This is a genomic window from Paenibacillus vulneris, from assembly GCF_039543185.1.
GTDB classification, from domain to species: domain Bacteria; phylum Bacillota; class Bacilli; order Paenibacillales; family NBRC-103111; genus Paenibacillus_S; species Paenibacillus_S vulneris.
The window spans coordinates 38,011-62,707 of sequence record NZ_BAABJG010000052.1; the positions used below are offsets into that span (position 1 = coordinate 38,011).

General features: G+C 49.6%; 21 protein-coding genes. 13 read left to right on the forward strand and 8 right to left on the reverse strand.

What is annotated here, in order from left to right; all coding sequences use genetic code 11:
* The first annotated feature begins 313 nt into the window (after positions 1–313).
* Positions 314–2,119 carry a peptidoglycan D,D-transpeptidase FtsI family protein gene (locus ABEA66_RS32185; RefSeq protein WP_345594033.1) on the forward strand — a complete coding sequence of 602 codons (1,806 nt, stop codon included), beginning with the start codon at positions 314–316 and terminating at the stop codon, positions 2,117–2,119.
* Here ABEA66_RS32185 and ABEA66_RS32190 read toward each other — a convergent pair.
* On the reverse strand, positions 2,116–3,405 hold the full coding sequence (locus ABEA66_RS32190) for an ATP-binding protein (protein WP_345594036.1): 1,290 nt from the start codon (positions 3,403–3,405) through the stop codon (positions 2,116–2,118). The two genes, ABEA66_RS32185 and ABEA66_RS32190, sit on opposite strands and share 4 nt — an antisense overlap.
* A 99-nt stretch (positions 3,406–3,504) precedes the next feature.
* A complete protein-coding gene (locus ABEA66_RS32195) occupies positions 3,505–4,563 on the reverse strand; it encodes a metallophosphoesterase family protein (protein WP_345594038.1) in 1,059 nt (352 codons plus the stop codon).
* Between the two features lie 334 nt (positions 4,564–4,897).
* Between ABEA66_RS32195 and ABEA66_RS32200 the strand changes: the two genes are divergently transcribed.
* The 4 genes from ABEA66_RS32200 (at position 4,898) to ABEA66_RS32215 (ending at position 7,524) form a co-directional block, all read left to right on the forward strand.
* Positions 4,898–5,284 carry a DoxX family protein gene (locus ABEA66_RS32200; protein WP_079912953.1) on the forward strand — a complete coding sequence of 129 codons (387 nt, stop codon included), beginning with the start codon at positions 4,898–4,900 and terminating at the stop codon, positions 5,282–5,284.
* Between the two features lie 230 nt (positions 5,285–5,514).
* Complete coding sequence (locus tag ABEA66_RS32205) at positions 5,515–6,735, forward strand: DUF2157 domain-containing protein (RefSeq protein WP_345594041.1); 1,221 nt, start codon at positions 5,515–5,517, stop codon at positions 6,733–6,735.
* On the forward strand, positions 6,732–7,274 hold the full coding sequence (locus ABEA66_RS32210) for a GDYXXLXY domain-containing protein (RefSeq protein WP_345594043.1): 543 nt from the start codon (positions 6,732–6,734) through the stop codon (positions 7,272–7,274). The genes ABEA66_RS32205 and ABEA66_RS32210 overlap by 4 nt, the downstream gene beginning before the upstream one ends.
* Before the next feature lie 100 nt (positions 7,275–7,374).
* A complete protein-coding gene (locus ABEA66_RS32215) occupies positions 7,375–7,524 on the forward strand; it encodes a hypothetical protein (RefSeq protein WP_192700669.1) in 150 nt (49 codons plus the stop codon).
* A gap of 82 nt (positions 7,525–7,606) precedes the next feature.
* Here ABEA66_RS32215 and ABEA66_RS32220 read toward each other — a convergent pair whose 3' ends face one another.
* The 5 genes from ABEA66_RS32220 to ABEA66_RS32240 are packed head-to-tail and all read right to left on the reverse strand — an operon-like array spanning position 7,607 to position 13,441.
* On the reverse strand, positions 7,607–9,364 hold the full coding sequence (locus tag ABEA66_RS32220) for a hypothetical protein (RefSeq protein WP_345594047.1): 1,758 nt from the start codon (positions 9,362–9,364) through the stop codon (positions 7,607–7,609).
* A gap of 43 nt (positions 9,365–9,407) precedes the next feature.
* Positions 9,408–10,649: an efflux RND transporter periplasmic adaptor subunit gene (locus ABEA66_RS32225; protein WP_345594049.1), complete on the reverse strand. Its 1,242-nt coding sequence runs from the start codon at positions 10,647–10,649 to the stop codon at positions 9,408–9,410.
* A 43-nt stretch (positions 10,650–10,692) separates the two neighbouring features.
* Positions 10,693–12,282, reverse strand: a complete 1,590-nt coding sequence (locus ABEA66_RS32230; RefSeq protein ID WP_192700666.1) for a DHA2 family efflux MFS transporter permease subunit — start codon at positions 12,280–12,282, stop codon at positions 10,693–10,695.
* Positions 12,283–12,320: 38 nt separating this feature from the next.
* Positions 12,321–12,974, reverse strand: a complete 654-nt coding sequence (locus tag ABEA66_RS32235) for an efflux RND transporter periplasmic adaptor subunit (protein WP_345594053.1) — start codon at positions 12,972–12,974, stop codon at positions 12,321–12,323.
* Positions 12,975–13,012: 38 nt separating this feature from the next.
* Positions 13,013–13,441, reverse strand: a complete 429-nt coding sequence (locus ABEA66_RS32240; RefSeq protein ID WP_179136179.1) for a MarR family winged helix-turn-helix transcriptional regulator — start codon at positions 13,439–13,441, stop codon at positions 13,013–13,015.
* Between the two features lie 234 nt (positions 13,442–13,675).
* On the opposite strand from ABEA66_RS32240, the gene ABEA66_RS32245 reads away from it, so the two are divergent.
* A complete protein-coding gene (locus ABEA66_RS32245) occupies positions 13,676–14,110 on the forward strand; it encodes a MarR family winged helix-turn-helix transcriptional regulator (protein ID WP_079912961.1) in 435 nt (144 codons plus the stop codon).
* Between the two features lie 105 nt (positions 14,111–14,215).
* A complete protein-coding gene (locus ABEA66_RS32250) occupies positions 14,216–15,046 on the forward strand; it encodes a lipoate--protein ligase family protein (protein WP_345594056.1) in 831 nt (276 codons plus the stop codon).
* Between the two features lie 88 nt (positions 15,047–15,134).
* On the opposite strand, the gene ABEA66_RS32255 is transcribed toward ABEA66_RS32250, so the two are convergent.
* Positions 15,135–15,863, reverse strand: coding sequence for an alpha/beta hydrolase (locus ABEA66_RS32255; protein WP_345594058.1), 729 nt, complete (start codon positions 15,861–15,863; stop codon positions 15,135–15,137).
* 208 nt (positions 15,864–16,071) lie between these two features.
* Here ABEA66_RS32255 and pdhA point away from each other — a divergent pair, with 208 nt between their 5' ends.
* The 6 genes from pdhA (at position 16,072) to ABEA66_RS32285 (ending at position 24,674) form a co-directional block, all read left to right on the forward strand.
* Positions 16,072–17,145 (forward strand): pyruvate dehydrogenase (acetyl-transferring) E1 component subunit alpha, encoded by a 1,074-nt coding sequence (gene pdhA / locus ABEA66_RS32260; protein ID WP_192700663.1) that lies wholly within the window; start codon positions 16,072–16,074, stop codon positions 17,143–17,145.
* Positions 17,146–17,163: 18 nt separating this feature from the next.
* Positions 17,164–18,144: an alpha-ketoacid dehydrogenase subunit beta gene (locus tag ABEA66_RS32265; protein WP_079912965.1), complete on the forward strand. Its 981-nt coding sequence runs from the start codon at positions 17,164–17,166 to the stop codon at positions 18,142–18,144.
* Between the two features lie 514 nt (positions 18,145–18,658).
* Complete coding sequence (locus tag ABEA66_RS32270) at positions 18,659–19,966, forward strand: dihydrolipoamide acetyltransferase family protein (RefSeq protein WP_345594063.1); 1,308 nt, start codon at positions 18,659–18,661, stop codon at positions 19,964–19,966.
* 5 nt (positions 19,967–19,971) lie between these two features.
* Complete coding sequence (gene lpdA / locus ABEA66_RS32275; protein WP_345594065.1) at positions 19,972–21,393, forward strand: dihydrolipoyl dehydrogenase; 1,422 nt, start codon at positions 19,972–19,974, stop codon at positions 21,391–21,393.
* 133 nt (positions 21,394–21,526) lie between these two features.
* Positions 21,527–22,852, forward strand: a complete 1,326-nt coding sequence (locus tag ABEA66_RS32280) for an ABC transporter substrate-binding protein (RefSeq protein WP_345594067.1) — start codon at positions 21,527–21,529, stop codon at positions 22,850–22,852.
* Between the two features lie 31 nt (positions 22,853–22,883).
* Positions 22,884–24,674 carry a cache domain-containing sensor histidine kinase gene (locus ABEA66_RS32285; RefSeq protein WP_345594068.1) on the forward strand — a complete coding sequence of 597 codons (1,791 nt, stop codon included), beginning with the start codon at positions 22,884–22,886 and terminating at the stop codon, positions 24,672–24,674.
* Positions 24,675–24,697 lie beyond the last annotated feature (23 nt).

The following is a 24,697-nucleotide window of genomic DNA, read 5'->3' on the forward strand; positions in this document are numbered from 1 at the left end:
CGAATGCCATAGACAAGGACCTGGCCGCAGGCTAGTCAGCTTGTTGAAAAACCCTGTTTTGCGAGAACTATGCTACATATGGAGGTGGGGTATGCCTCGGAGGAGTTTACGTCCGCCTTTGAAACCCGTGAAAATACCGCTAATTCTAATCACACTTCGCGGGTTTCAACTGCGGCCGGAGGGGCATACCCCACTGGAGTATTCGGCAGCAGCTCAAGCTCGTCTAACGGCCGAATAATTCATAAGCAGGTGTTTGCATAAGAAGGAAGAAGCTTATACTGCTAATATTCGGTTCCGAAGGGATGACAGACGAATGGAGAATCGCACCGGGGTAAAGAAGCATCGCATGTTTTACATTTTGTTGCTGGTCATTGCTTTATTAGTGATACTGAATGGGCGGTTATTCTGGGTACAGGTAGCTGCCAGCCGGAATTTGACCGGACATCATATTGATTTGGTTGAAAATTCCGTGATTCAAAGGGAGAAAGGAATTGTACTGGACAGCGGAAGAGGAGATTTTTTTGACAGAAACGGAATACCATTAACTGGTAAACAGCTGTCTGTGCTGACCGTATTTCCGGTTCAGCATTATTTCCCGGAAAATAAGAAGGGACTGGATGAAGAAGCTCGGATGGCTCGCATATTGAATGTATCCTTAAAGGAATGGACAAGCTTTACCTTATCCTTGAAATCCCCACAAATTTGGTCTGTGAACGGGAAGCCGGTTGAATTAACGACGGAACAAATAGAACAAATCAAAGCGGTCGATCTGCCCTACGTAACAGTTACGCAATGGAAGCAGCGGTATGATACGAACGTATTAGCCAGTCAGGTCCTCGGCTTCATCGGCCAGAATCCGGAACGGATTACCAAGCAATTCACAGATCAGTTTCATAAAGGAGAGCTTCAGCTCACCAGTAAAATCGGCGGGGCCGGCCTGGAAAAAAGCTTTGAGCCTTGGCTTCAGGGGATCGGGCCAACTTCACTCTCCTTGTTTACCGATGCCAACAAGCATCCCTTACCCGGTCTTGCAACCAGGATGTTCTCGCCCCGGAATGACTATTATCCGGTTAAAGTTATGACGACCTTGGACGCAGCGATTCAGCAAAAGGTGGAGCAGATCCTGTCCAATTTGCAGGTTCGAGAAGGTGCTGTCGTCGTCTTGGACACCAAGAATTCGGATGTCGTCGCTATGGCGAGCCGGCCTTATTTTCACCCCGACCATGTTGATCTGGAGAAAGGAGCATGGAGCAATCGGGCCTTGAAAGCTGTGGCCCCGGGTTCCATATTTAAAACCATAACAGCGGCCGCAGCATTGGAGGAACATGCCGCGAGTGCTGGTGAGACGTTTCATTGTGATGGAGAGCTTGGCCGCTACGGGTTGACATGCTGGAAGAAGGAGGGGCATGGAACGCTGACGATGGAAGAGGCCTATGCTCAGTCGTGCAACATTGTCTTTGCCACTTTAGCCGAACGACTTGATGGAAAGAAGCTCGAAGAGTATGCACATAAATTGGGGCTCGGGGTTCAAGTGGGCTGGAAAGGCAAGGCCATGCAGTACGAAGACTTCCAAGAATGGGATGCCGAAGAGCAGGGACAAGTATTCTCCTTCCATACTCCTCAACAGGATGGCGGAGTCAAAGCACAAACCTCCATTGGACAGCGGGATGTTCTGGTGACTCCGCTTCAGGCGGCGAATATGGTCGTTACTCTCCTGCACGAAGGCAAAGTGAGCATGCCTCGTATTGTGAAGGAGCTGCGCTTCCAAAACGACAGGGTGATGGAAGTATTATCTCCGAAACAAGCCGAGGATCTTCCCAAAGGCATTGCTGCTGGGACGGCCAAGCAGCTGCTTCACTGGATGGAAGAAGTAGTTGAACATGGTACGGGGAAGGCGCTTCATCAAGCTCAATGGACGCTTGCAGGTAAATCAGGCACGGCTCAAGTCAAAGATAGAGAAGGGAAAGACAAGGTCAACCAATGGTTCATTGGGTACGGTCCGGTAGAAAAGCCCCGTTATGCGGTCGCCGTTCTTGTCCAAAATGTTCAGCCGGATCAAAAAAACACATCCATTCCATTGTTTGCACAAGTCATGGATGTGTTGGCCAAGCAATCTTAATGGTAGGAGCTGTTATGGAGGGAAGGGATCAGGAGTGAGAAGCAGGTCCCTTTTCCCACTTCACTGGTGACATCGATCTTGCCTTGAATCGTTTGAATGACGCGATAAGTGACCATCATACCGAGGCCGGTGCCTTTGTCCCTGGTAGAGTAAAACGGTGTGCCGAGTCTGCGGATTTCCTCAGGTGTCATTCCGATCCCATGGTCGATGATATCGATGCAGACAGTCCTGTTTTGCAACGTCCCGATAATTTTCAGCGTTCCGCCGTTAGGCATCGCTTCGATCCCGTTCTTGCATAAATGCATGATGCATTGTACGAATTTATCTTTATTCGCGCTGATGGTCAGCTTCTCGTCCAGCTCGGTTTCAATATCGACATGGCACAGCTTGGCGTAAGGGGTAACGGAAATTACGGCTTGTTCGATCAACTGCTTGGCGTCAACCAGCTCAATCGCTTCCAGGTGAGGCTTGGCGAAGGCAAGATAATCATTCACTATCGAATGGGCCTTATCGATTTCCTCGATAACCATGCTTGTATAAAGCTGCCGTTTGTCTTCCGGTAAGTCGGGCTGCTTGACAATTTGCATGAACCCTCGGGCAACGGTCATTGGGTTTCGGATCTCATGTGCGAACGAAGCGGCAAGGTCGCTGAGCACATTCATCTTATCTGTCTGCTGTAATTGACGGCGCATTCTGACATTGGTTCTGATTTGCTCAATGATGTAAATAACAAGACCAAGGGTAAGGCCATAGAACAGGCTGTATGAAATGAAGTAAATCCAAAACGTTACGTCCATCCGCTGTCCCGCAAACCAAAAAGCAATACAGGAGTAGAGGGTGGAGAGCATGCCTATCCCTAATCCTAATACGGCTCCGGCAGCTACATTGCGGAATCGGGTTTGGTTGACGATATAAGGCTTGGCACGGGTAACGACAAACATCAAGGTTATGAGCAGCGCCGTACTGCAGATTAACGCAGCGATATCCCCACCGAGATAGATCCGATGGGCAAGAATAGCCACAAAAACCAGAATCGACGGCACCAACCCGGCGTATATCACGCATATGGTTAACGGTATCATTCGAAAGTCATAAAAAAATCCGGAAGAAAACCGGAATGGATATGTCATGCACAATATAGCAATAATTGTCGATAAAATGGCAATAACCCGCTTGTTGGTTGTCGTCAGATTCGGGTTCTGCCTGTCTCCCCAAAACAGCTGATACAGCAGCACAGGGGTAATAATAATAAGCATGTTCAATAGAAGCTGGTTAATAACGTCCAAATGAGATCACCTTATACAATGGATGTGAGCGAGCTAACACGACTCTACTATACTGTATTCGACAAAAATACGTATTTTCCTACATCCATTTTGCATAAATTAAGTAAACTCTAGAGGAATTGTCCATTGAGCGGATTCGATCCAGCTGCGGTCGCTAAATTCTCTTGCCTTTAAGACGACCTGATGGCCGTAAACCTCTACATATAACCCCTGCGCCGCAGTAGAGGATTGTCCTGGAAGCACGCTCCGGGTTCTTCCGACCGAGGCGTTGTTGAACCAATGGAACGTATTTTGGCGGTTATAATGGTCTTCGTTAATAAAGTTACGGTGCGTATGACCGGATAAAACAAATACATTGCGATAAGGCGCCAGAATCTCCCTGAAGGCCTTGGCGCGAATCAATTGATGTGTCCGGCCATCGCTTCCAATCTCGGGCAGCGGCTGATGAATAAAGACAATCGCCGGCTTCCCGTCCTCATGAGCCTTCATACATTCCCTTAACCAATCCAACTGGGCATCCGAATACCATGCTCCCTCGCCGACATCCGATTTTTCCTGAACGTACAGCTCCTGAGACACCATAATGAGATGGACGCCCTGGATCCACACGTCTGCGTAGGGACGGTCCTTGTAGCCTATAAAATCTTGAAAGCGCTGACGGGACATGGCGTCCGTTTTGCCGTTGGGCATTGTCTCCGTAGAGAAGGCGCCTTCTTCCGTTAGCCAAATGTCATAATAATCGTGATTCCCCATATTGGCGTAGAGCGGGGGCAGCGTATATTGATTCAATATGCTTCGAAGAAGCTTGTAATCGCTTTCTCTTCCGAAATCCGTTAAATCTCCTCCTAATACGACAGCATCTATTGGCGTTTCCCAATCGCTTATATCCTTTAATGCCATATGCAGCTTATCCGTCATGGAAGACTCGCCGACGGAAATATGGAGATCGCTTAAGAGGAAGAAGGAAAGCTGCTTTTCGGTGGAAGGTTCGGTCTTAGCCGATACAGGCTCCTCGTTCTGAGGTTTGACGACGGGCTCCTCCTCCGAATCGGCTTGGGCTATCCAGCGGCGAATATAAGGAGCGCCAATACCGGCACCGCCCGCAAGAACGGCAAGTGAGAATAACATCTTCTTAATAAAATTGCGTCGTGTTAACACAGCGCACCATCCTATCCGGTGAAGTACGTTGAAAGGTTTGCTTTTATTATAACGGTACCTAAGGGGCTGCCACAATAAAGGAATGCTTTTATTCGCAATCCGCTTACCATTTTTTTATGACAAAAGAATTGGGGATAGGACCAGCCTTCCATAGCATTTGAATCCGCTCCAAAGTCATGGCTTCATTAATTGGGTCTGGTTTAGGAATGTTTTAGAAATAGCCTGTATAAAAATAGAATGTAGGTTATTTTAAGTTAGTCACTTGACAAATGTAACTAAAATAATTTAATATACTAACATAAAGTAAGTTATTAATTTTCGAGGAGTGATTGTCATGTTAAGTTGGGGGCTTCTTATTATTCGTTTGATTGTCGGAATCAGCTTTATGGGACATGGTGCGCAAAAGCTGTTCGGATGGTTTGGAGGTTATGGACTAAAGGGCACGGGAGGATGGTTCGATTCGATCGGCATGAAGCCGGGGGTAGCCATGGCGTTCATTGCAGGGCTGTTTGAGCTTGTAGGGGGCTTGTTATTTGCAGCCGGTGTCTGGACTCCTGTCGGGGCCGCACTAATCGTTCTTACAATGTTAGGTGCTATTATTAAGGTTCATGGAAAGAACGGTTTCTGGGTCACCTCTAACGGGATCGAGTATAACCTGGTGCTCATCGCCGTTGCAGTTGGAGTTGCGTTAACCGGTCCCGGATCGTTTGTATTATTCTAATTCAAATGTCAGATATCCTTAATAAGAGAGCTCCTGGCCGTCACGCCGGGGGCTCTTTTGCCGCATAAGCCCTCCCACAGACAATAAGCTCTACGTGTCGCCTTTTTCTTGCGCAAATGCTTGTTTATGTACGGAAGTCTTGGGGTACTAGAGAAAGATAGTACTATTTTTTCCGTCGTAGCCAGCTATACTTGAATTAACAGGTAAGACAGAGAAAGAGGTGCAGCGGGATGAGCCGTAAATGGTTGGAAAGGGAAGGTCTCCGATGGGTCGACGAAAACATTGTAACCCGTGACCAATATGATCGAATTTTAAGCTTATATCAAGATAAAAAGCACGCTATAGGGGTGTTGCCGATACTTGGCAGCATTTTGCTGGGGTTGGGTGTATTGAGCTTCGTAGCTGCTAACTGGCAGGAGATTCCTCAGCTGGTACGATTGCTGCTCATTATGGCCTTGATGATCGCGAGTTATGCAGGAGGGGAGCTTTTCCGCAGGAAAGGCCATGAAAAGCTCGGTCTCGCTTTGACGGCTTTAGGCTACGTGACGTTTGGTGCAGGAATTGTTCTGACAGGTCAAATGTTTCATTTGGTGGCTTATGATATAAGAGCATTTGTCGTGTGGGGGACTGCGGGCATATTGCTGACCTATTTGTATCACAGCCGATTTATTTATTTGCTTAGTCTGGCGGTATTCACGGTCGCACAGCTCTATAGCTCAATGGAATATTATCAGTTCAGCTATATAGGGTTTGCCATCATGGCGGCAGGGCTCGGGTATTATGCCTGGGTGCGCAGGAACACGCTGTTGACCTGGTGCTTCAGTTTAAGCTATGTGCTTCATGCGCTTATCTTCGTTCTGAATAAAGATTGGAAGTTACTTTGGTTCTTTATTCCGGTTATGGCCCTCTATACCCTGGGGGACTGGTACAAAGACCGTATAACCGGCTACGCCTTGCAATCCGTGCCGCTCGCTGCCGCCTATCTATTCGGTGCCGTAACGGTATTAGGGTGGGATAACCACCCATCGGATTTGGACGCTATCAGAGCGAATCCCTATTATTATTTGGCCTCCCTGGCCGTGCTGTTTGCATTATCCCTGGCAGGGAAGTGGAGAAACAAGCAGATCACGAGTGCTATGGAGTGGGTGGTGCTGGCTCCGTTTCTATATTTACCGTCCGGCATTTCCGTTCTATACTTGCTCGCGTTGTTTTTCTTTTCCATGTATGTGCTGTGGAGAGGGTATACCGAGGAATGGCGCTTCAAAATTAACTTCGGCACCGTATTATTTCTTTGTACTACCATGATCGCTTACGGAAAGCTGACATGGGACTTTATGGACAAATCGCTGTTCTTTATTATCGGCGGCGTGCTGCTTCTAGTTCTAAGCTGGTTCTTAAACCGGCGGAATAAACGTTTTCTCGATGAAGTCAAAGGAGGGAAGCCGTTATGACGGAAGCCATTCGTTCTGTATCCAATCCACGCAGATCTTGGCTGCTCGGGCTTCTGGTTCTCCTCCAGCTGTTATTTTTGGGAGGCATTGCCCTTTCCTATTATGCGGTAGGCTGGTTCGGCACCGAAATCAAGCTAAAGACGGTTCCCGTAGATCCGAGGGATTATTTGTACGGAGACTATGTCGTGCTGGGATACGATATCAGCCGGCTTGATTCAAGCTTATGGAAAGTCAGTGACAGAAAGCCCAAGTCCGGCGATCACGTGTTTGTGCTTCTGAAGCCCGGTACCGGAGGGTTCTATGAGGCCCGGGGAGTGTATGCTTCCAAACCTTCGCCGCAGGCGGAAGAAGTCGTGCTTACCGGTTCCATAGTCAATAGCTGGGAGGATACCATAAGCATGAAGTACGGATTGGAAAAATATTATGTTCCCGAAGGAACAGGCAGGGAGCTTGAGAAGCAGGCAGGGAACCTTGTCGCGAAGGTGAAAGTAGCTTCGTGGGGACAAGCGAAGATTGTAGCCTTGGAGCCGCGCGAGTAATACTTTCAGCAAACTTTCAGTTTGTGTTCAGATTCGATTCATTTTTAAGTGTGATAATAGGGATAAGCAATACAACCTATGAAACTTGGAGGAATCGAACATGACGAATCGCAGAGCAATCCGACTTGTGCTGGCTGCTGTCATAATGTTCGGAGGAACCGTTGCACTTTATGAGTGGGACCAAGCCGTCTCCGCGCATCAGGCTCAAATCATGAACGTTGCACAGCATAAGACGATACCGGCTTCGTAAAGAAACCATTGTTTCTTTAGAACCCGCTAACTGTTGAAAGGCGCATGGGATATAATAACCATGCGCCTTAGTGCATTATAGCTTAATCTCTCTCGAGCTGTGCCACTAGTCTTCTGGCCTGGCCTGCCGGTGTATCGATGGTCTCATATACCTTTAACCGAAGGCTATTTTCAAGCTGGTCCAGCTGGGTGTCATTGAAATAGATCAGCTGCTCCCCGTTGGTAAACCGGTTTTCTCCGCTTAAATTTTTCGTTGTAGAAGCAATTTTTCTTCCATCCTTCGTTTCCAGAACCATCAGCAGTTTATTGAAATTCGCGTCGACCATGACCGTATCCACACTTTTCAACTCCGTGTTAATACGCAGCTTGTAATTATAATTATAGGTTTGCGTTGCCTGGTTCATCCCGGCCAAGTTGCTCAGTGCCCAGTCCTTGATTGTCAACTGATAAGGATATGCAAGGAGCTGCTGGTTATCAATGGATGTTTTGTTCATCGTAACATTGGCTTGAGAAATCGTAATTTTATAAGGCGCGGCCGTCTTGTCATCGATCAATTTCAGCGTATATTGGTTTTTGATGTCGTTCATCGGCAGAACGAACGAATAATTGACAACATAATCCGTACCCGGAACGACCAATGCTGCATTGTTGTTCAATCGGCTGCCAGCGTAAGTAAACCCGCCTCCGACAAGCTCGGCTGCAAATTGCGGCACCGGTAACGGTTTATCGCTTTTATTGGAAAACTTCATTTTGACGATGCCGGTTTGGTAACCCATGCCTTCATTCTCATAGGTTTGCATATCGACGACGGATACGGAAATGTCCGGATTGATCGAATTATTGATCGGGTCGATCTGCAGCGGCGTATTCATCGTATAGGCTGCAGGCTCAGTTGTATCCTTAATCGAAGCACTGCTCTCCGGAACCAGGATGCTGAGTCTGCCTACCTTGTAGGAAATGATGGCGGAAGCGTCAGTCCGGTTCGGAACCTTATAGGTTTCTGTAGTCGAGACGGTGAAGCTGCTTAATTGGGTATCCAGATCCGTAGGGATAGCGTAATAAATATATTTTTGGTCCCCTGGATCCAATGCGCTAACCGCTTGATCTGCACGAGTACCCTTATACGTAAAAGTAGCCGATTTCCCGTCGAGAGAGAAGCTTGGAATGGATTCCGTCTTGGTTCCCGGATTTTGAACGAGCAGCTTAAGAACCTTCACAGGAACCTGGTCTTTAAAATTGGTAGCTAAGTGAACAGGCGTATACGTTAAGGAAGAATCCAGAGAAGGAATCGTAAAGGGTTCCCCCCAAGCCTTTATCGCACCCGGATCCGAAATCGGCGTTTGATCTCCGTACCATACCAGATTACTGACCGGAACATCGAGCATGGTGGTCTCTACTTTCGGATATACGTCTTTATCCACATCTATCCATACAATATCGGTCGGGTTCAGGCTGTCTCCACCGTCGATCTGCGTCATGTAGCTTAGCTCGATGCTGGACATCGGCGGTACGGAAACCGGATTATCCGCGCTGCCCTTCAAGACATACCTGGCGCCGTTACTCATTGCAATGCGGGCTTCATAATCCGGAACGCGGACCGTGTCGTTGGAAACATTATACATTTTCACTTTGACGCCGACCCGGGTACCATTAATCGAATGCTCACTTAGCAGGCTGCTGACTTTTACCTGAAGAGGGCCGTTCAATGTGACTGGATATCGGTTATCTATGGAAACGGCATTATCCGTTTCGTCCGCCATGGCAGCGATTGGGCCGAACGAAAGAACGAGAGAAGAGACGATAACGGCCGACAGCGCTTTTTTCAGATGGTTTTGCATCATAGGTCCTCCATTATTAAAAGGTTGAGTCTGATCAGCGGGTTCGTTATTTGCGAACCTCCACTTTGTCCTTGTCTTTCAATTCCTGAGCCCCCAGGACGACAATGGGCTCGCCTTCCTTCACACCGGAGACAACTTCGCGGCTGGAATCCGCCGCCGTGCGCCCCAGCACGACTTTTCTTTTCTCCGCCAGATCATTGGACACGACAAACACATAATTGTCATTGCCTTCCTTGGTAATCGCTGAGGCAGGTACGGTTACAACATCTTGGGAAGCGTCACCGCCCAGCTGAAGCTTAACCCTCATTCCTGATTTCAGCTTCAGATCCGCGTTTGGAGCGCTTAGCTCAAGCACATAGGTTTTGCTTTGCGGACTCATAACCTCGGCAAGATAGGTTACGGTTCCAGTCAATTTAGCGTCGGATCCCTGAAGGGTAAACGGCAGCTCCTGCTTGCCGCGAACAAGCTTCAGTGCGCTTTCGGTTACATCGGCATGGATTTTTATCGGATTTTGCTGTTGAATCACGCCGGCCACATAGCCTGCTGGAACCGTAACACCGGCTTCGGGGTTCAGATCCGTCAAAATGCCGCTGATTGGCGCTTTCACCTCAAAATCGGACAGCGTTTTATCTATATCCTGCAGCGTAACGTTGGTGGATTCGATTTGGATTTTGAGCGAAGCCAGAGGGTCTGTCGCCTCCAGATTGGCCAGCTGCTTCTGGGCTGTGTCCAAATCAAGCCTCGTAGTTTTGAGCTGCGTCTCCGCTTTGTCCAGCTGGGATTTCGGAACGAGACCAGCATCATAATCGTTGCGGATATTGTTGTAGCTTTTCTCCAAATCCGCTAGTGTAAGCAGCAGCTTCTCGATGGTGTTCTTGTAAACGCCGCGATTCGTGGCGATATCTTCACGCGTCTTATCCAGCTGGGCCTGCAGATTCTGGCGCGACAGCTCCGTCTTCTCCCGGTTTCTGGCCGCATCGGCAGAATCCAGCGTGAATATCACTTCACCCTGCTGCACGGTGTCCCCGCGCTTCTTTTTCATCTCCAGCACGTCGCCGCCTACTTTGGTGATGATATTGACTTGGGAGGAGGAGACGACATCGGCATCGAGCTCTTGCTTATTATCCATTTTTTGCTTAGCAGCAGGCTCAATCTTGACCGATTTGGCCTGATTTCCGCTCGCATTCGTAACCGAGCAGCCTGCGGCTAGAGCACCGCTTAAGATAATGACAAGACCTGTCATTAGTACGCGATGGAACCTGTTTGGATTATCGATCATCCTGGTCATGGGATGGGTAGCTCCTTTGCAATAAAATCGTGATACGGTCTATTTATTCACCCATAACGTGGGCTTTTGGACCGCCCTTGGCTTTCGTATTTTTCAGAAAAAGGGACAGCACGGCGGCTATGACCGACAATACAGCGGTAACGACGAACACGTCGTCCAGTCCATTAACAGTAGCCTGTATTTGCACCTGGCCATTAATAAATGCGATCGCGCTGGAGTGTGCCTGCGCAGCCGATTGGCCCATGCTCATGTATTGCCCCTGGATTTGGTTCACATGATTCATAACGTTGGAGGAGAACATGTTCAGTTGCTCCGATAAGTCAGCCACATGGAACGTCCGGCGATCGGAGTACAGCAGAGCGAGCCAGGCAATCCCGAAGGAGGCGCTGATCTGGCGGATCGTATTGGATAATGCCGTTCCCTGTCCCATCTTGTGCATAGGGACCGTGTTCATGCCGGCGGTCTGGATAGGCATCATCATCAGCCCCATCCCTATAGCCCGAAGCACCAGCCATCCGATGAGCACGGAGAAGGCTGTGTTCAAATCGAGAGCGGAGGATAAATATAACGATAAAGCTGTAAACAGCAAGCCGACGATGGCCAGCAGCCGGGCTCCTATCTTATCGAATAATGCCCCCGCTATAGGCATCATGATGCCGGATACGACAGCCTGGGGAAGCAGGATCAGGCCGGTTTGGATTGCGGACAGTCCGGATAACGTCTGCAGGAATATCGGCAATAAGAACAGGACTCCCATCATGATTAACGTTGCGATGCTCGAAATAATGAGGGAGAGTGTAAAGGTAGCGTTCTTCAACAGGGTTAAATCCAGCATGGGATGGTCAATCAACAGTTCGATAAAGACAAAGATGACAAGACAGGTTAACCCGATTGATATAAAGGTGACGACCTCGGAATCACCCCAGCCTTTCTCCGATACCTTGCCGATGCCATAGAGCAGCGTCGAGAGGCCGGTGGTTGCCGTCAGAAAGCCCCATAGATCGAAGCGTTGGGTGACCGGCGCCTTGAATTCGGTTAACACCGCCATAGCAAGGAAAAAGTCTACAATGCCGATGGGAACATTAATGGTAAAGATGAGCCGCCAATCCAAATACTCGACGATATAACCGCTTAATGTCGGACCGGTCGCCGGAGCGAACATAATAGCGATACCGAACAAGCCCATTGCCATCCCCCGTTTTTCCGGCGGAAACATGCGGAAGATCATCGCCATACTGATCGGCATCAGCGCTCCGCCTCCGATGGCTTGCACAATGCGGAAGACAATCATGCTGTCGTTGCTCCACGCCGCACCGCAAAGCCCTGAGCCTATGGTGAAGATGGCATTAGCAATCAGAAAGATTCGCTTGTAGCCGAACCGGTCTCCCAAATAGCCGGTAACAGGAACCAAAGCGCCGCTGACCAGAGCATAGGCGGTAACGACCCATTCAATATCCGATTGGGTGACGCCGAAGACGGACATCATTTTGGGCAGAGCTACGTTGACGATACTTGTGTCAAGAATAGCCATAAATACTGCGATGATGACGGCCAGCATGGCTAGACCCGGCCCTTTGGCCGCCGTTGGAGCCTGAATCGCCGTTTCCGGCGAGGCCGTGTTTGCGGATGCCACAGCTATTCCTCCTTTCTTATCTCACTTGAAGCAGAAGGCTACTTCTCAATTTTGATAGCAACGTTCAAACCGGGGACCAAACGAAGTCCTTGATGATCATCCAGGGAAATTCGAACCGGAATGCGCTGAATTACCTTGGTGAAGTTGCCGCTTGAATTGGAGCTCGACAGGAGGGAGAAGGAGGAATTGGTTCCAAGACCAAGTCGTTCCACGTGTCCTGTAATGACAGTACCGGGATAGGCATCGACCTTGATCGTGACCTTGCTCCCGACCTTGACGTCGGCAATTTCCGTTTCTTGAAGGTTTGCAGTCACATACAGCTGATCTAGATTCGCGCTCATCGCGATGGCGCTGCTGGCAGAAACCATCTGGTCCTTAATGCCGTTGAATTGAATAATTGTACCTTCCTCGGCGGCAATAACATCTTGTGTGACAGCGGGTGTATTGCCGCGGGCCGGGGTCGTCTCGACGATTCCCAGCACATCGCCTTTCTTGAAGGAATCGCCTTCTTTAAAATTCCATTCGATCAATTTGCCTGAACCGGGTGCTCCAATGGCCCTTAAGTCCCCTTGAATCCTTGCATCCTCTGTCGTTATGTATTTGCTGGCAACCGCGTAATAGTAGGTGCCGCCTGCTCCTCCTCCCAGAAGGATCAAAGCTAGCAGGACAAGTAATATGACCTTTTTCTTCATTGCTGAATAAGCTCCTTTCTAAAATGGGAAGCGCGGGACTATCCCAAATCCTTGGCATTGGACAGCATTTTGCGAAATGTTGCCATAAACTGATCGGTTTCTTCCTGGCTTAAGTTGGCCAGCATGGCTTGTAGAATCCTTTTGCGGCGTTGGATGATCTCGCTGACCGTATGGCGGCCGGCTTCCGACAGCTCAAGCCACACCACTCTACGATCTGTAACGTCGCGGGATCGAATAACATGGCCGTCACGAACAAGACGATTAATCGCAATGGTTGTAGCGCTAGGCGAAAGATTCAGCTCCTCTGCCAGCTCGCTTACCGTCATGCGTCCGCCTCCGGACAACGTATGCAGCAGCAGAAACTGCTGTTTGGACACTGCCGGGCATGGTGTCCACTTGTTGGATTGCCGGATCGCAGCATGGATGAGCTTCTCGAACTCATTCAATCTGTCGTCAATGCTTACCAACGATGGAATCCCTCCTTCTCCGAAAACAGGTTTACAGATAAACGTATTATACATAAGCGGTAAAAATGTTTTTCGGAATATATTTTTATAGTAAAAATATTTCATGGAAAAAATATCATGTTGAATATTACATCGTCAACCTATTTTTTTGTAAAAGATTTGAAACAAAACTTCCGCTCGTCCGTATTACCAATCAAACGAGAAACCAGATCTATTGGAAAAAGGAGCAAAACCATGAATGACCATCGCAACCTGTTTGAACTGGAGGAGGTAACAAGACAGCTATTCCGGAAAATGTCGCTTGCCTGGAACCGGTTCAATGAGAAAGGAATGACCTCACCCCAGGGCTATATTCTGGAGAAGCTGGAGACAGAGGGACCGCTTAAGGTGTCCCAGATGGCGGATGCGATGTGCTATACCGCCGGAGCAATAACCACTCTTGCGGATAAGCTGCTGCTGTCAGGTTATGTGGAACGGGAGCGGGACGATGAGGATCGCAGAGTCGTCTATTTGCGCATTACGGAGGAAGGCCGGAAGATGCTGGGAATGATCAGGGAGCAGAGAAAATCGAACATCAATACGTTCTTCGGCGATCTGCCGGATGAAGACATACAGCATTTGATAAGAATTTATAAACATATTTTGGCTCATTCGGATAAAAAGGCTTAGTCAAACCGGCTCCGAATCTCTATAATGAACAGTAGAACGGGGAGGGCGAGTCAGCCGACTCCCTACTGGAAGAAGAATCAAACTGGATTCGGAAAGAGGAGTAACATGGAACAGATGAGTTGGTCGCTGCCGGAAGACACCCTCATATGGGACCGCACGCAGCATCCGGATGAAGGCGACGTGCTGTATCCTTTTGCGTTGGAGGAGCTGCTGTGCAGACTGGTAGGGGAAGGGGGCGCCCCGATGGTTCATCTATGGAGACATCCGAGAGCCTTCGTCATGGGTCTCCGGGACAGCAGACTCCCCTATGCAAGGAAGGCTAAGCGATGGCTGGAGGACCAAGGGTATTCCGTCGCCGTCAGAAATTCGGGTGGAGCCGCGGTTCCGCTTGATTTGGGTGTCGTCAATGTCTCGCTTATCCTGCCGAAAAGCAGCGGACAGATCGATTTTCATCATGATTTCGAAACGATGTTCAGGCTGATGCGGGATGCTCTGCATTCCGTGACGCCGGATGTAGCCAAAGGAGAGATCATGGGCTCTTATTGCCCTGGAGATTACGATCTTAGTATAGACGGGCGCAAGTTTTGCGGCATCGCCCAGCGGCGTCAAGCGCGCGCTTTTGTCGTACAAGCCTTTGTCGTTGTATCGGGCAGCGGTAAGGCTAAAGCAGGATTGGCACAGGAGTTCTACCGGATTGCCGCTGAAGGCGCCGAGGCAGGCTCTTATCCAACGGTGTACGAGGATAGGATGGCCAGTCTGAAGGAGCTTGTCGGGCTGAACGACGCACAGCGTTTTATCGATGCAGTGAAGCAGACGGTCAAATCCCATAAGCTGACGGATACAGGGGCGGAGGGACGGACGCTGCGGATTCCTGACGAAACGCAGATTATCGAAATGATAGCTTCCATGAAGAGCCGTTATGGAATTGAAGGATGATGTAAGGCTGCAGGCACAGATTGCACAAAAAGGCATAGGAGGGCCCCAGGGCGCCTCTTATGCCTTTTTGATGTGTTATTAGATGGATTTATTTGAGAAAAAGCTTCATCGCGGTGGGAAGCTCATTTTGCCAAAATCCCCAGAGATGCTTGCCTGGCTTCTCTTCATACCATAACCGGCATTGCTTCGTATCGATCAAATCTTTGGTGAGCCGGTTCTCCTGAAGGAAATCGAACGTTCCGCGCTCTGTCTTCACTTCCGTTTCGTCCAGACCGATCAGCATGTACATAGATAACCACGACAAATCATCTTCCTGCTCCAGCCTCTTTCTTGTTTCGGCTAAAAATGCCCCTGACAAGGATATAACGTTGCAAAATAGGCTACGATAATCTAAGGCAAGATGTAACGAAACGGTCCCTCCCAAGGAATCACCGGCAAGAATGCGTTCCGACGCGTCGGTTCTGACTGAATATCTGGCTTCAATATAGGGAAGAAGCTCTTCGGCAAAAAAACGGGTATATGCGTTAAATCGTTCCCCTTCCGGCGCATATTCGCTTGTACGCACCGTCGTATCCACATCGACACCGACTATTACCGCCGGGCTGACACCTTCATCAAAGATGAGCCGATTCATATGCGTGACAATGCGGCCGAAATTAAAAAACTGCTCTCCGTCCTGGCAATATATAACCGGATAGGTGACGAGTTCCTGATAGCCCGGGGGTAAAAAAACGCGAACCGGACGCTCGCCATCCAGGTATTGGGAGGGGACAAGCTCCTTCACGACAGTACGTTTGTAATAAATGGAATCATCCATGGCAAATCCTCCAAGTGTATTATAATAGTTTGCGGTTATTTTGTGATCTGTATTATATATTTATGTCTGCTGTTATAGTCCATCATATGGAGAGAACGTATATTTTTCAAGTAAGTAGTTGTGTTATTCATGAAAACAGGTTTATAATACTACTATAACAGAAACTCCGGTTTCAAGGCATCAAAATCTATCGCTGAGGTGAATGTACATGAGTAAGCCATATGAAGTGGCAGTGTCCAAGGTGCAGCCTTTGTCTGTGCTAGCGCCAGACGGTACTGTGGTTAACGAGCAAGAAATGCCGAAATTGACTGACGATCAATTAAAAGAATTAATGAGACGTATGGTATTTACCCGTACTTGGGACCAACGGGCCGTTAACTTGACCCGCCAAGGACGTCTTGGTTTCTATGCGCCGGTATCCGGTCAAGAAGCGTCGATGGTCGGCAGTGAGTTCGCTTTAAATAAAGATGATTTTATTTGCCCTGGATATCGTGATATGCCGCAAATCGTATGGCATGGTCTTCCGATGTACCAAGCATTCCTATATTCCCGCGGTCATCAGCATGGCGGACAAATTCCTGCCGATGTGCATGTATTGATGCCGCAAATCATTATCGGCGCACAAATTTTGCATGCAATGGGCGTTGCTATGGCATTCAAAAAACGCGGAGAAAAACGCGTAACCATCACTTATACGGGTGACGGCGGTTCCTCCGAGGGCGATTTTTACGAAGGCTTGAACTTCGCAGGCGCATTCAAGCTTCCATCCATTTTCGTTGTACAAAACAACGGCTATGCGATTACAACTCCGTTTGCTAAACAAACGGCTGCTGAATCCGTAGCACACAAAGCAGTAGCTGCAGGTATCAAAGGAGTTCAAGTAGACGGTATGGACGTATTGGCTGTTGTCAAAGCGGTTCAAGACGCTGCAGAGCGCGGACGCAACGGCGAAGGCGCAACCTTGATCGAAGCGATCACTTATCGTTTCCTGCCGCACTCCATGTCCGGCGACGATCCGTCCAAATACCGTACAAAAGAAGAAACAGCTGAATGGGAAGCAACTAGAGACCCGCTGAACCGTTTCCGCACGTTCTTGGTTGGCAAAGGCTTGTGGTCGGAAGAAGAAGAGAACAAAGTAGTTGAAGAAGCTAAAGCTACGGTAGCTGAGCAAATCAAGAAGGCAGAAGAAATCGAAAAAATGACGGTTCCTGGCTTGATCGACAGCATGTTCGAAACGACACCGGCTTACTTGGAAGAGCAAAAAGCGGATTATATCGGGTAAAGGAGAGGAAAGCATACCATGGCTCAAATGACAATGATTCAAGCGATTAAGGATGCAATGCGCGTAGAATTGCAGCGCGATCCTAACGTTGTTATATTCGGGGAAGACGTAGGTAAGGTCGGCGGTGTATTCCGCGCTACAGAAGGACTTCAAGCTGAATTCGGCGAAGAGCGCGTATTCGATACTCCGCTTGCTGAGTCCGCTATCGGCGGTCTGGCAGTAGGTATGGGGATTCAAGGCTTCCGTCCGGTTGCCGAAATCCAATTCGTAGGTTTTATTTATGAAGCAATGGACCAAATCTGTGTACAAGCAGCTCGTATGCGTTACCGTTCCGGCGGCCGCTACAACGCTCCGATCACGTTCCGTACACCTTTCGGCGGCGGCGTAAAAGCAGCTGAGCTTCACACAGACCCATTGGAAGGCTTGCTGGTTCAAACGCCTGGTATCAAAGTGGTTGTTCCTTCGAACCCATACGATGCCAAAGGCTTGCTGATCTCCGCGATCCGCGATAACGATCCCGTCTTCTTCATGGAGCACTTGAATCTGTACCGTTCGTTCCGTGCGGAAGTTCCGGAAGGCGAGTACACGGTGCCTATCGGTAAAGCGAACGTTGTTCGCGAAGGCTCCGACGTAACCATCATCACCTACGGTGCAATGGTTCACACTTCCTTGAAAGCTGCTGAGGAGATTGAAAAAACTCGCGGCGTAAAAGTAGAAGTTATCGACCTTCGTACTTTGATTCCTTTGGATATCGATACGATCGTTGAATCGATCAAGAAAACCAACCGTGCTATCGTCGTTCAAGAAGCACAAAAAACGTCCGGTGTTGCAGCAGAAGTTATCGCGCAAATCAACGAAAAAGCGATCCTTCACCTGGAAGCTCCAGTGCTTCGCGTAACGCCTCCGGACACGGTATATCCTTTCGCGCAAGTGGAAGATCAATGGCTTCCTAACCCGGCTCGTATCGTAGCTGGTTTGAATAAAGTACTTGATTTCTAAGATGGCGCTCCTGTGAAGGAGCGGCATGGTTTAAAGCGAAATGTGCGAATGGGTTTCAGGGAGGAGGGTATATGCCTCCGGCCGCTGTTGAGATTGTGTATAAGGCGGACGCAAGCTCCTGCAGCATATACCCTTCACTCCCTTACACATTTCGCGTTCGATTTAAACAAAAACGCTCCTTCAAGGAGCGTTTGGGCGGTAAGATGCCGTTTGCGGTTGACGCGCAAACGGGTAATTTATTTAAAAGCGCAGCGAGAGCAGCTTTTTGGAAGTGTACTGGTGTTTGAGAGTTCGTGTGAGCTTAAGGTGGAGGGTTGTGTAACTGTCGGAGAGTTTACGCGCCGCCTTTGAAAACGGGTTTCATCCGAGACATGATCATTCAAGAAACCCGTTTTCAATAGCGGCCGGAGGCAGTTGACACAAGCCGGAACCGGTCTGCTCACGAGTAACAAACTCTTTGTTCACTTCCAACCTACATACTCCCGCTGCGCCCACCATTAGGAGGGTCAGAACCGTGGCTATATTCGAATATAAATTCCCTGAGCTCGGCGAGGGCATTCACGAAGGCGAGATCGTCAAATGGCTTGTTAAGCCGGGCGATGCTGTAAATGATGAGACTATCATCATGGAAGTTCAAAATGACAAGTCCACAGTAGAAGTACCTTCTCCGGTAGAAGGTAAAATCGTGGAAATCAAAGTTGCCGAAGGCACGATCTGCACGATCGGCGATTTGATCGCTACGATCGAGGTTTCCGGCGAGGTGCCGCAGCAGGCTAGCCACGGCGGTCACAGCGAGAGCGCAGCACCTGCTGCTCCAGCGGCCCCGGCAGCGGCAGCACCATCGGCTCCCGCAGCAGCACCAGCACCTGCTGCAGCGGCGCCTGCTCCGACCGCGGCTGCAGGCAGCGCGGTCCTGGCAACTCCAAGCGTGCGCAGACTGGCACGCGAGAAAGGCGTGAACATCGCGCAAGTCACACCAACGGGCCGCAACGGCCGTGTGACGAAGGAAGATGTTCTAGCGTTCGCTGCAGGCGGCGGCGCGCCTGCGGCAGCACCATCCGCTGCAAGCGAAGCGCCGGCAGCAGCGCCTTCCACAGCTGCTGCGGCAGTATCCGGCGATCGCGTCGAAGAGCGCGTGCCGCTCAAAGGCATTCGCAAAGCGATTGCGAACGCTATGGTTAAATCTGCATTCACCGCTCCTCACGTAACGCTGATGGACGAAGTGGACGTAACTCAATTGGTTGCTTTGCGCGGCAGAGCGAAAGCGGCAGCTGAGAAAAAAGGCGTGAAATTGACTTACCTTCCGTTCATCGTGAAAGCTTTGGTAGCAGCGGCTCGTCAATTCCCTGCTATGAACGCGATGATCGACGAAGAGAAGAACGAGATCGTCTACAAAAAGTACTACAACATCGGTATCGCAACGGATACAGACAACGGCTTGATCGTTCCTGTTATTCAGGATGCAGACCGTAAAAATATTTGGACTATCGCAGAAGCAATCAAGGATTTGGCAGCTCGCGGCCGCGACGGCAAGCTGAGCGCTAATGAAATGAGAGGCAGCACGATCTCCATTACGAACATCGGTTCCGCAGGGGGTATGTTCTTCACTCCGCTCCTCAACTTCCCGGAAGTTGCTATTCTCGGAACAGGCCGTATTTCGGAAAAACCGGTTGTGAAAAACGGTGAAATCGTCGTTGCTCCGGTTATGGCATTGTCCTTGAGCTTCGACCATCGTATCATCGACGGCGCTACAGCTCAAAACTTTATGAATTACATTAAACAGCTGCTGGCTGATCCAGAGCTGCTCATTTTGGAGGTGTAATACAAATGGTAGTAGGAGACGCTTCCGTTGAGATTGACGTTCTGGTCGTAGGTGCAGGTCCTGGCGGTTATGTAGCCGCCATCCGCGCCGCCCAATTGGGTAAGAGCGTATTGGTTGTAGATAAATCCGAGCTGGGTGGCGTATGCTTGAACCGCGGATGTATTCCTTCCAAAGCTCTGATCTCCGCTGCTCATCACTATGAAGCAGCAAGCCATAGCTCCGAGATCGGAATTACGGCGGAGAATGTGAAAGTGGATTTTGCCAAAGTTCAAGAATGGAAAGCCGGCATTATCAAAAAGCAAACCGGCGGTGTTACTCAACTGCTGAAGGGCAACAAAATTCAAGTATTTAACGGCGAAGCTCTGTTCATCAACGATCATGAAGCCCGCGTATTTAACGATAACGAAACGGCTCGTTACCGTTTCAACCACTGCATCATCGCGACAGGCTCCCGTCCTATCGAGCTGAAGGCATTCCCTTACGGCGGACGCATCCTGTCCTCCACTGAAGCTCTGGAGCTTCCGGAAATTCCGGAAAGCCTCGTTGTAATCGGCGGCGGCTACATCGGTATTGAGCTTGGTCAAACCTATGCGAAGTTCGGTACGAAAGTAACCGTACTGGAAGGCTCCGATGCTGTGCTTCCTGGCTTCGAGAAAGAAATGTCCCAACTCGTAGCACGCAACCTGAAAAAGCTGAACGTGGAAGTATTCACAGAAGCTATGGCTCAAGGCTGCGAGCAAACGGATAAAGACGTCACAGTTACATTCACTGTAAAAGGCGAAGAGAAGAAAGTAACGGCGCAATACGTGCTTGTTACGGTTGGACGCCGTCCTAACACAGACGGAGATCTTTCCTTGGAGCTTGCAGGCGTAGAGGTTGGCGAGCGCGGCTTGATCAACGTTAGCGAGCAATGCCAAACAAACGTACCGCATATTTATGCTATCGGTGATATCGTTCCTGGTCTTGCCTTGGCGCACAAAGCTTCTTACGAAGGTAAAGTGGCTGCCGAAGCGATCGCAGGATTGTCCAGCGTAGTAGATTACAAGTGCATTCCGGCAGTTGTCTTCTCCGATCCGGAAATCGCAAGCGTAGGCTTGAATGAAACGGAAGCAAAGGCTAAGGGAATCAACGTTGCCGTAGGCAAATTCCCTTATGGAGCAAACGGCCGTGCACAATCCATGAACGTGAAGGAAGGCTTTGTGAAGCTGGTTAGCGACAAAGATTCCGGTCTGCTCTTGGGTGCTCAAATCGTTGGTGCGGAAGCATCCAACCTGATTGCCGAAATGGCTCTTGCTATCGAGATGGGTGCAACCGTTGAGGATATCGCGCTGACCATTCATGCGCATCCGACATTGGGCGAAATCACGATGGAAGCTGCGGAAGTGGCCATGGGTCATCCGATTCATATTCTTGGAAGCAGTAAATAACCATCGGTAACAGAATCCAAGCTTGGTGCTGCAGTGTACTGCGGCACCAGGCTTTTTTCATTTGCTGTATCGGGCTTCATGGGAATTTGTTGTTTTTGCCATACTAAGAAAATCATTATATAAGGAGCTTCTTATGCCAATTCGGAGCTGGAAGATAGGTTGCTTATTGGTGTTGGCTTTCTCCGCTTCCACTTGTGACAGCTTCCCGTCTTCACCGTCCCCCGCCGAAGGGGAGCATCCCCCTGTCGTGCTCCGATTCTGGGATGAGAATGCGGGGCCTAGCCGAACACCGTATTATAAAGAGCTGCTGCGGCGGTTTCATGAGCTGCATCCGGACATCGAGGTGCAGTACACCGGTATTCCGGTAAGCATCAATAAAGTCAAGTTCGATGTAGCGATTCATTCGAACGATATGCCGGATGTTGCCGGCTTGAGTGAAGCCTGGCTTGCCGATTACGCGTCCAAAGGCGTACTGCTGCCATTAGATGATTATTTTGAGAGGTGGCCCGAGCATTCGCAAATCGGGGATACCTTTATAGCCTATAATCGGTCACTGGTGCCGGACGGGAAGCTGTATCAGATACCTAACACCTTTAATTTCGATGTATTCTGGTATCGGACGGATTGGTTTCGCGAGGCGGGACTTGCCGCTCCGCGCACCTGGGAAGATTTTTTTACGGGGGCCAGGAAGCTGACCGATCCTTCGCTTCCCCGCTACGGGTATAGCCTAAGAGGGGCTGACGGCAGTATTACGCAGCTGACCTCCTTGCTTTATGCCTACTCGGGGATAACCGAATATTTTACACCCGATGGGAAATGTACGATCAATCATCCGCTGCATGTCCAATTTTTGAAGCAATACCTTTCTTTATACCAGATCAATACGTCCAAGAGCGACATCGCCAACGGGTATAAAGAAATGGTCGCCGCGTTCGATACGGGCCGGGCAGGAATGATTCAGCATAATTTCGGTTCGTATAACGACCATGTTCAAGCTCTGGGGGCAGACAAGTTCGGGGCGGAGCTGCTGCCGCCAGGACAAAACGGCAAGAGAGCGATGGTGACGGTAGCGAACGGCTACAGCATTTTCAAGACGAGCCGCAACCCGGATGCGGCGTGGAAGCTGCTGAGCTTCCTCTCCTCGAAGGAGAGCCAGATCTATTGGAATGCCAATGTCGGCCAAATGCCGACGAATACACAGGCCTGGGACAGCGACTACATCCGGAATACGCCATTCCTTCAAGAGGCACTGGCAGCGATCAAGGACACGAAGACCGGAACGGTTCAAGTGCCTATCTATTTGACGAATTATACAAGCCTGGTGAAACAGCAGCTGGAGCCGGAATTTCAGGAAGTGCTGGCCGGAACGATGCCGGTAGAGCAGTTTTTGAACGACTGGGCCGCCATCATGGAAAATGCGAATGATGAATACCGAAACCGAACGAACCGCATTTCATAGCACAGCTTATTTATGGGCGAGGAGGGGCAGCATGCGTTGGCTGGCGAATCGATCTCTGAAATCGACGATATTGTGGCTGTTCGTTCCGTTAATCCTCGTCTTTGTGCCAGTAACCGGGATCGTCTCGTACATGCTGGCCTCGCAGCAGCTGAGAGCCAATGCGGAGACGAGCATTAACGATACGCTGTTTCAAACGAAAAACTATATGAATGATCGGCTGACGGCACTGCTTACCGATCTCACGGCATTAGATAACAGCAGCGACATCCGGAGTCTTTTTTACAGGGCAGGGCAGCCGTCCTTTGAATTACAGCCTAGAGACTATATGACCTTGAGCAAGCAGATCGACAAGGTATACTCCGACTTTTACACCATTATCGATTCCATAGGGATATATTACAACGAAGGCCGGATTGCCGTACTCCGCCAAGACTATTTGCAGATGGATGCGGCTTGGGATGTTAAGCCGTTCCTTCAGTACCCATACGATACCGCATCCCAGGTCTATTGGCTGAACATTCATAAAGACGAGCTGGGAGCTGAGCGCGGCGCCAATGTGGCGGGATTATACAAATGGGTAGGCGGACCTCGAGGAGACCGGACCGGGTTGATCCTTATTCAGCTGAAGGAGGATTTTTTCCGAGAGCTGTTAACAGCGCCGAAGATAAGTAACAACGGCTACCTGATGCTCGTCAGTCCGGAAAGCGCCATAAGCTTCAAAGCCGCGCAGAGCCCCTACGAACTGGACCAGAAGCAGCTTCACGAGGAGCTGCAGAAGGCTTCGAATCCGGTAACCGGAAGGATCGATATGAGAAGCTCGGAAGGCAGGAAGATGGTTGTCCTATACGATACGATAGGCATCAACAAATGGAAGATTGCCGCGGTGTACCCGCAGGACGAAATCTACGAGAAGATCAATGACATTCAATACGTCAGCCTGTCCGTCATGGCGGCCGTTCTAATAGTGGTCGTGCTGCTATCAGGTGTTCTGGCCAATATTATAGCAAGGCCTCTTGGAAGGCTGACTCGGCAGATCGACCGTATTGAACAGGGGAATCTGGATGTAGCGGTGCCTGAGCTGCCCAGCCGGGAAATCGGTATTTTGAGCAAGGGCATCCAGGATATGCTGGAGAGAATCAAGCTTCTTCTTGCCCAGGTAGAGCACGAGCAGGAGCAAAAAAGATTGTCTGAATTGGCGGCGCTTCAAGCGCAAATCCAGCCTCATTTTTTGTACAACACGCTCTTTTCGATCAAGCAGCTATGCGAAATGAACGAGACAAAAGAAGCCTCGCAGATGATTACGGCTCTATCGAATTATTTTCGTATTAGCATCAGTAAGGGCAATGAAATCATTTCGATCGCTAATGAACTGGAGCATGTAAAGCAGTATTTGTATATCCAGCATCAGCGTTACGGCAGCAGGATTTCGTATACAATCGACGTGCCGGAAGAGTTGCAGGACGGTTTGATTGTGAAGCTTACCCTTCAGCCGCTCGTGGAAAATGCGATCTATCATGGAGTCAAAAAGATTCGCCGTCCGGGAGTCATCGAAATTACAGGCTGGATGGACGAGAATAACGTCTATCTCCGGGTTAAGGATAACGGCGCCGGGATGTCGCCTGAGCGACTTGCGCAGCTCGAAAACAGCTTGTCCGCCGCCGCGGAAGACGATCCGAATGAAGCTCCCCCTGTAGGCTTCGGTGTCAGAAACGTACATCGTCGATTGCAGCTTCATTACGGTCAGGACTACGGCTTGTCTTTTGTAAGCGAGGAGGGCGCCGGAACGGCGGCTACTGTTAAGATACCGCTAAGACGCGCTTAGCACGATGGGTTGCGGGAGGTTCA